This window comes from Stenotrophomonas sp. HMWF003, from assembly GCF_003061285.1.
Classification (GTDB): domain Bacteria; phylum Pseudomonadota; class Gammaproteobacteria; order Xanthomonadales; family Xanthomonadaceae; genus Stenotrophomonas; species Stenotrophomonas maltophilia_AP.
The window spans coordinates 11,946-18,908 of record NZ_QAIW01000354.1 but is presented as its reverse complement, the minus strand read 5'-3'; the positions used below and the strand labels follow the sequence as shown (position 1 = coordinate 18,908).

The following is a 6,963-nucleotide window of genomic DNA, read 5'->3' as shown; positions in this document are numbered from 1 at the left end:
CTGCAGCGATGCGACCGCAGCGGTCTGCCGGCGCTTCGGCGTGCACGTGGTACGGGTGGAAGCCGGGTGTGTCGGCGTGGCCCGCGCCGTGGCCAGCGAGCATGCGCTGTCGCTGGGCGCGCGGTGGATCGGCTGCACCGATGCCGACAGCCGGGTGCCGGCCGACTGGCTGTGGCGGCAGGTGGCCTGCGAGGCCGGCGCATTCTGCGGGGTGGTCAGTGTGGATGACTGGCTGGACTACGCGCCTTCGGTACGGCAGCAGTTCCTGCTTGGCGAGCGGGCGCAGGATGGCCACCTCCATGTGCACGGCGCCAACATGGGATTCAGTGCAGCGGCGTACCGCGACAGCGGAGGCTTCCTGCCCCTGGCCACCGGCGAGGACGTCGCGCTCATCGATGCGATCCAACGCAGCGGCGCGCGCGTGGCGCGGCTGGCGGCGCCCCAGGTGGTGACCAGTGCGCGTCGGCACGCGCGGGCAAGCCATGGTTTCAGCGATTTCCTCAAACGCCTTGAGCGCAGCATCGGCGATGCACCCGCATCTTCCGGTCTGGCGGTGTGCGCCACGGGTATCAAACCGGCGGGGGCGTGCTGATGGCCGCTATCGATCTGCTGGGGTGGGCCGCGACGGCGGTGCTGGTGGCGACCTTGTGGCGCCAGATATGGAAGCAATGGCGCGCTGACGATGCCCAGGCGGTATCGACGTGGCTGTTCATTGGCCAGATGACCGCCTCGGTGCTGTTCATTGCCTACAGCATCGCGCTGCATTCCTGGGTGTTCGTGGTGACCAACAGCCTGGTGCTGGCCACCGCGATTGCAGGGCAGTGCATGGCCTGGATGAAGCGCAGACGCGCGCTGTCGTGACGGTGCAATCGCGCGTTGAACACGCCGGGCAAACAACTGTATTTCGCCGTGCATACGACGCTGAATCGCGTGTTTTCAGTGTCACGCCGACTTCATCGGCGATGCGGAAAAGTGGACCCACCCAAGCACGGGCACCCCGCGGAAAGCGGGCATCCCGACACTACAGGAGCATCACCAGTGACTACCGAAACCAAGACCACCCACACCTTGAACGACCTGATTGAAATCGCCCGCGACGGCAAGGATTTCTACACCGAAGCTGCGGGCAAGGTGAAGGATGCCGAACTGTCTGCGCTGTTCACCCGCATCGCCGGGGTGAAGGACGAGCTCGTCCGCTCGCTCAGCGCTACGGTTCTGGCCGCCGGTGGCAAGCCGGCCGACCACGGCACGGTGGTGGGCTCGATGCAGCAGTTCTACGGCAAGGTCCGCGCCACCCTGGGCGACACCCAGTACGGCTATGTGGCCGAACTGGAAGAATCTGAAGACCGTCTGCTGAAGGCGTTCAAGGACACCCTCACCGACAGCGACACCACCCCGGCCGCACGCCAGGAAGTGCAGCGCCTGCTGCCGCAGGTGCAGGAATGCCATGCGGTGATGCGCGACCGCAAGCACGCGATGAAGCACTGACACCTGGCAGTATCTGGCAGTACCGGCGCGTTGACCGGCGCCAGATGAACACGCGCAGACAGCCCCGGGATTCCCGGGGCTGTCTGCGTAAAGGGGCCGGACGCCGCCGTACGGGGGGTGGGGAATTGGTGCATACTCGATCGAAAGGGCTGACTGGATCTGTTATGGAACACATGCGTTGGCTGACACTTCGGCTTGGCAACAATCAATCCATCGGACCGAAGGTGCTGTCGGACCTGTGGTCCAATGCCTGTGAAACAAATCAGTCGTCGGTGACCCGCGACACGATGCCGGGCAAGTCCACGTCCTATGCGCTGCATGCGCCGCTGTCGCTGGCCTACCCGAAGCGCGCCGAACTGCGCATGCGCAAGCTGCTGGAAGAGGCGGGCTACACGTTCACGCTGGGCTCGCTCGCCGACCGTCCCGCACCGCAGCCGGTGCGCGCGCGCTGACCCATCACGGCGGCGAAAGCCGCCGCACCATGATGCGCACCGGAAACCCGCCGGCGTGCTGGATCGACTCCAGCGGTTCCCATCCCAGCCGGCGGTACAGGCCGCCATCGTCGGCTTCGGTCTGCAGGTACACCTCGCGCACGCCCTCGCTGGCGGCACGTGCCATCAGGTCGGCGATCAGCGCTTCGGCGATGCCCTTGCCGCGTTGCGTGGCATCCACGTACACGCCGCCCAGCCAGTGAAGACGTTCCGGGCGTTCCTCGCGTTCGTGGAACTTCAGCTGCGCGGCCGCGACAGGGCGGTCACCCTGCATCGCGATCAACAACATCGGCAGGGCGTCGGGCTGCAGGAATACCTCCAGCCGTTCGCACTCGTCGGCCAACGTCCGGCCAGGCACGTGGTGTCCCCACTGCGCGAAGTACCAGGCCCCGACCTCTGGCAGCAGCTGGGGCCGGTCGCTCAACGTCACCCGGAGCAGGGCGGTCACGGCGCAGCCGGGTAGACGGCGAGAATCGCGCAGCGCGACAGCGTGCGGTTGATGGGCGGTTCCGGCAGGGGCCCACGTTCGGAGATTGCGACCAGGATGGGGTCCACCGTGGGGATTACTTCCAGCCGGTCGCCCGGGTGCCCGCAGATGACGCCGGTATTGAAACCGGAATGGAAGCGTACCTGCGGCGAATGCACCAGCTCGCCGCAGGACGACGCCACTTCAATGACGTAGTGGCGGTGGCCACCGGAATAGCGCGGGTTGGTTTCCACAGTGACGCCCTGCGGGCTTTCGCTCCAGCTGCGCACGTGGCGGGTGTTGAAGCAGTAGGACGGTGAACCGCGGAACGTGCGCCGATGCTCGGTGACATTCACCGTGCCCAGCGTAACCGGGCGCGCAACGCCGCTCTGCTTTGCGTGCTGTGCGAACTCGCGGCGGCTGATGCGGTCCACCGCGGTGATGGGGCAGGCTGTGTCGCCGGCAACGACCCGCTCGTCGCCGGTGCCACAGACCCAGCTGTCGACAGCGGCAACGCGCGGGTCTTCGGCGGCAAGCAGTCCCGGGCAGGCGGCGCTGAAGCGCAGCCGCCACGGTGACTGGTCACGATCCAGCAAGGTGATGCTGTCAGGGCTGCTCTGGTTCATTTCCAGCAGGCCCTTGGCGTCCATGCAGTGCGGGCCCGGCGCAGTGCGCGCGACGGACACCGGGGCAGGGGATTCGGCGTGGGCAGTGGTCAAGGGAAGACCCACGGCCAGGAGCGTGAGCAGGGCCGGAAACCGGCGGCGCTGTCGCACAGGCAGAGTGGAACGGGTCGTCACGGCATGCACTCCTTGCTGACTGGACGGGTCCGACTATAGCACCGGCCCGCACGGCCCTTGTTGCACCGGGGTCCTGTGGCGCGCAGACTGCTTCTTTCCCGGTTCCGCACGCTCATCGGCCATGTCCACCGCTGCCTTCAACCTGCGTCGCTACGGTCGCACGTCCAGCGTGGACCGGCATGACTTCGCGCAATGGGTGGTGCCGCTGCAGGGCGAACTGGCCTTCGAGCTGGAGGGGCGCGGCGCACGCCTGGACGTGTGGCAGGGCGCGTTCGTGGCGCCGTCGGCGGGGCACGCGCAAAGCGCGCTGCAGGATGACCGCTTCCTGATCGTGGACTGCCCGGCCGCGCTGCTGGACGACGACACCCTGCAGTGCCTGGCGCAGCAGCCGGTGCTGGCGCTGCCTGCGCCGGTACGTGCGATGGCGCGCCGGGTCTGCGTGGCGGGCACCGGGCAGATCGACGCTGCGGTGGTGGCACGCGAAATGCCGCTGCTGCTGCACGCATTTTCGCTGGCCGGCAGTGCTACGCGCCTGCAGGCGGTATGCGCGCGCATTGAACGCCAACCAGGACACGCGTGGCCGGTGGAGCGCATCGCGGCCGAGGTGGGCGTCAGCGTCAGCCGCGTGCATGCGCTGTTCCGCCAGGCGTTCGGGTTGAGTCCACAGGCCTGGCTGAGCAGCTGCCGGCTGCGCTGGGCGCGCGGGCAGTTGGCCACCACCGATGCGACCATCGCGCAGATTGCCCAGCACGCCGGCTATTCCGAGCAGAGCGCCCTGACCCGGGCGTTGCGTCGCGAATGGGGCATGAGTCCGGCCGAGTACCGGCGCCGCCAGCGGCAGTAGCCTGGGTCAAGATTGCGACCGCGCCGATGCCTACACTGGCGCCTTCTTTCCGGCAGCGGCGCACGCACGCAGATGAATCGATCGATGGGAGTGGGCATCGCCAACGGGATTGCCGCCGGTGCGCTGTGGGGCGTGGTGTTCCTGGCCCCGGCGATGCTGAGTCAGTTTGGCGCGGTGCAGCTCTCGGCGGGCCGCTATCTGGTCTACGGCCTGATCGCCGTGGTGCTGCTGGCGCCGCGTTGGCGCGACCTGCGCATGCGTATCGGCATGGCCGAGTGGCGGGGCCTGCTCTGGCTGAGCCTGGCCGGCAATCTGGTGTATTTCGTGCTGCTGGCCAATGCCGTGCAGTGGGCCGGTGGCGCGGCGGCGTCGCTGATCGTGGGCCTGATTCCGGTGGTGGTGACGCTGGCGGGCGTGCGCGAAAAGGGCGCTGTGCCGTTGCGCAAGCTGGCGCCCGCGCTGCTGCTGTGCCTGGCCGGGGTGGCGTTGGTGGGTTACGAGGCGCTGCAGGCCGAGCACGCGCAGGGTTCCACCGGCCGCCGCCTGCTGGGCCTGCTGTGTGCGCTGGGCGCGCTGTTTTCGTGGGCGGTGTATTCGATCGGCAACAGCCGCTGGCTGGCGCGGCGGCCGGACCTGTCCGGGCACGACTGGTCGCTGCTGACCGGCGTGGCGACCGGCGCGCTGGCGCTGTTGCTGGTGCCCAGTGCATTCCTGCTGCCGAACGCACCCCACGCCGCGGTGGATTGGGGCTGGTTCTGGCTGATCAGCGCCGGCGTGGCCGTGGTGGCCTCGGTGCTGGGCAACGCGTGCTGGAACCGGGCCAGCCGCAACCTGCCGCTGACCCTGACCGGGCAGATGATCGTGTTCGAGACCCTGTTCGCGCTGCTGTATGGGTTCGCCTGGCAACAGCGCTGGCCCACGGCGATGGAGACGGTGGCGATCGTGTGCCTGGTCTCCGGGGTGCTGATGTGCGCCCATGCACATCGGCCCCCGCGTGCGATCACCGAACATGCGGGCTGATCGCGTTGGCGGAGCTGCATGGTCTCATTCGCAACCTTTTTGCCGACGATGCAGACCGATCGCGCCCAGGTTGATTTTGCACTGCAACACTTGACAAGCCCCCCGGCGGCGTAGTTTTCTTGCCCCATGGTCTTCGTCGCCGCCACCGCCCAGCACTGCTCCGCCGCCCTCGCGGCCGGTCGAGCCATGCCTGCGCAGACCACCGGTACCACCACCATTACCACCGTCACCACTCGCCTGGTGCGGCCCGTCGTCTTCGCGTAATTTCCGAAAACAACGGCCCCGCACCCGGAACAGGTTGCGGGGGAGCGCCTTCAACCTGACCCGATGCGGGGCCTCGAATCGAGGTCTTCATGTCATCCGTCGCCGTCCTGCCTGCTGTCGCTGAACCCGCTGCCCCCGAACTTCGGGCCGCCACCTCCACCATCGTGCATAAATTCGGCGGCACCTCGGTGGCCGATGCCGAGCGCTACCGCCATGTGGCCCAGTTGCTGCTGGCACGCGAGGAAGCGGTGCAGGTCACCGTGGTGTCTGCGATGAAGGGCGTCACCGATGCGCTGATCGCCGTGGCCGGTCTGGCGGCCGACGACGCGCCACACTGGCGCGACGCGTGGCATGCGCTGCGCGCACGTCATCGCGGTGCCGCGGTGGCGTTGCTGGGCGAACACGCCGGCCAGACGGTGGAGTGGCTTGATGCCCGGTTCGACCACCTTGCCGAGGTTCTCGGTGCACTGGCGGTGATCGGCGAGCTGCCGGTGGAAGTGCTGGACCGGGTGCAGGGGCTGGGCGAGGTGTACTCGGCGCAGCTGCTCGGCCAGTACCTGCAGAGCCTGGGCGAGGCATGCGCCGTGCTCGACGCACGGGATGTACTGGTGGTGGATCGCGGCGAGCTGGGCGTGGACGTGGACTGGGTGCAGAGCGCACAGCGCCTCGCACGATGGCGTGAGGCGCACCCGTCGCCGCGCGTGGTCGCCACCGGTTTCGTGGCCCGCGACCGCCGCGACCGCATCACCACCCTGGGCCGCAACGGCAGCGACTACTCCGGCGCGATCTTCGCAGCGCTGTTCAACGCCGACGAACTGCATATCTGGACCGATGTGGATGGGGTGCTCTCGGCCGACCCGCGCGTGGTGCCGGAAGCCGTGCAGCTGGACGCCCTCAGCTACGATGAGGCCTGCGAGCTGGCGTACTTCGGGGCCAAGGTCGTACACCCGCAGACGATGTCGCCGGCGATCGAGCGCGGCCTGCCGATCATCATCCGCAACACCTTCAACCCGCTTCATCCGGGCACGCGCATCACCGCCGAACGGACCGTCTCCGGGCCGATCAAGGGGCTGACGCTGAGCCCGGACCTGGCGGTGCTGAACCTGGAGGGCACCGGTCTGATCGGCGTGCCGGGCACGGCCGAGCGGGTGTTTGCGTCGCTGCGCAACGCGCACGTGTCGGTGGTGATGATCTCGCAGGGGTCGTCGGAACACTCGATCTGCTGCGTGGTCAAGCAGGCCGAGGCGGTGCGCGCGCGCGATGCACTGCTGCACGCGTTTGCCCATGAACTCAACCTTGGCCAGGTGCAGCGCGTGCAGCTCACCGACAACGTCAGCGTGCTGGCGGCAGTGGGCGACGGCATGGCCGGGCAGCCGGGCGTGGCTGCCCGCCTGTTCGAGTCGTTGGGCCGGGCACAGGTCAATATTCTGGCGATCGCGCAGGGCTCGTCCGAACGCAACATCTCGGTGGCGGTCGACAGCCGCCATGCCACCAAGGCACTGCGCGCCGCCCATGCCGGGTTCTGGCTGTCACCGCAGACCTTCTCGGTGGGCGTGATCGGGCCGGGCAACGTCGGCGCGGCGCTGCTGG

At 68.2% G+C, this 6,963-nt stretch carries 10 protein-coding genes; 8 read left to right on the top strand and 2 right to left on the bottom strand.

Going from position 1 to position 6,963, the window contains the following annotated elements:
* The 4 genes from DBR34_RS14370 to DBR34_RS14355 all read left to right on the top strand — a co-directional run.
* Positions 1-592: glycosyltransferase family 2 protein (locus DBR34_RS14370; protein WP_258223946.1), on the top strand; the 592-nt coding region annotated here is incomplete at its 5' end.
* On the top strand, positions 592-861 hold the full coding sequence (locus DBR34_RS14365) for a PQ-loop repeat-containing protein (RefSeq protein ID WP_128097294.1): 270 nt from the start codon (positions 592-594) through the stop codon (positions 859-861). The genes DBR34_RS14370 and DBR34_RS14365, both read left to right, overlap by 1 nt.
* 177 nt (positions 862-1,038) lie before the next feature.
* Entirely contained in the window at positions 1,039-1,488 is a 450-nt protein-coding gene (locus tag DBR34_RS14360) for a PA2169 family four-helix-bundle protein (protein WP_128097293.1), read from the top strand.
* Between the two features lie 164 nt (positions 1,489-1,652).
* Entirely contained in the window at positions 1,653-1,940 is a 288-nt protein-coding gene (locus DBR34_RS14355; protein WP_128097292.1) for a hypothetical protein, read from the top strand.
* A gap of 4 nt (positions 1,941-1,944) precedes the next feature.
* Here DBR34_RS14355 and DBR34_RS14350 read toward each other — a convergent pair whose 3' ends face one another.
* On the bottom strand, positions 1,945-2,427 hold the full coding sequence (locus DBR34_RS14350; RefSeq protein ID WP_258223945.1) for a GNAT family N-acetyltransferase: 483 nt from the start codon (positions 2,425-2,427) through the stop codon (positions 1,945-1,947).
* The gene (locus DBR34_RS14345) at positions 2,424-3,164 is read right to left on the bottom strand and encodes a hypothetical protein (protein WP_128097291.1); all 741 of its coding nucleotides are present in this window, start codon (positions 3,162-3,164) and stop codon (positions 2,424-2,426) included. Before DBR34_RS14345 ends, DBR34_RS14350 begins: the two co-directional genes overlap by 4 nt.
* 202 nt (positions 3,165-3,366) lie before the next feature.
* Here DBR34_RS14345 and DBR34_RS14340 point away from each other — a divergent pair, with 202 nt between their 5' ends.
* The 4 genes from DBR34_RS14340 to DBR34_RS23205 all read left to right on the top strand — a co-directional run.
* Positions 3,367-4,089, top strand: coding sequence for an AraC family transcriptional regulator (locus tag DBR34_RS14340; RefSeq protein ID WP_128097290.1), 723 nt, complete (start codon positions 3,367-3,369; stop codon positions 4,087-4,089).
* 72 nt (positions 4,090-4,161) lie between these two features.
* Positions 4,162-5,109 (top strand): DMT family transporter, encoded by a 948-nt coding sequence (locus DBR34_RS14335; protein ID WP_128097289.1) that lies wholly within the window; start codon positions 4,162-4,164, stop codon positions 5,107-5,109.
* A gap of 126 nt (positions 5,110-5,235) precedes the next feature.
* Positions 5,236-5,373, top strand: coding sequence for a hypothetical protein (locus DBR34_RS21440; protein WP_181394020.1), 138 nt, complete (start codon positions 5,236-5,238; stop codon positions 5,371-5,373).
* An 89-nt stretch (positions 5,374-5,462) separates the two neighbouring features.
* A partial coding sequence (locus DBR34_RS23205; protein WP_308812549.1) for an aspartate kinase occupies positions 5,463-6,963 on the top strand: 1,501 nt, incomplete at its 3' end.

Coding starts and splice junctions, on each gene's coding strand:
- DBR34_RS14365 (WP_128097294.1), top strand. CDS start 592: ATGGCCGCTATCGATCTGCTGGGGTGGGCCGCGACGGCGGTGCTGGTG.
- DBR34_RS14355 (WP_128097292.1), top strand. CDS start 1,653: ATGGAACACATGCGTTGGCTGACACTTCGGCTTGGCAACAATCAATCC.
- DBR34_RS14340 (WP_128097290.1), top strand. CDS start 3,367: ATGTCCACCGCTGCCTTCAACCTGCGTCGCTACGGTCGCACGTCCAGC.
- DBR34_RS14335 (WP_128097289.1), top strand. CDS start 4,162: ATGAATCGATCGATGGGAGTGGGCATCGCCAACGGGATTGCCGCCGGT.
- DBR34_RS21440 (WP_181394020.1), top strand. CDS start 5,236: ATGGTCTTCGTCGCCGCCACCGCCCAGCACTGCTCCGCCGCCCTCGCG.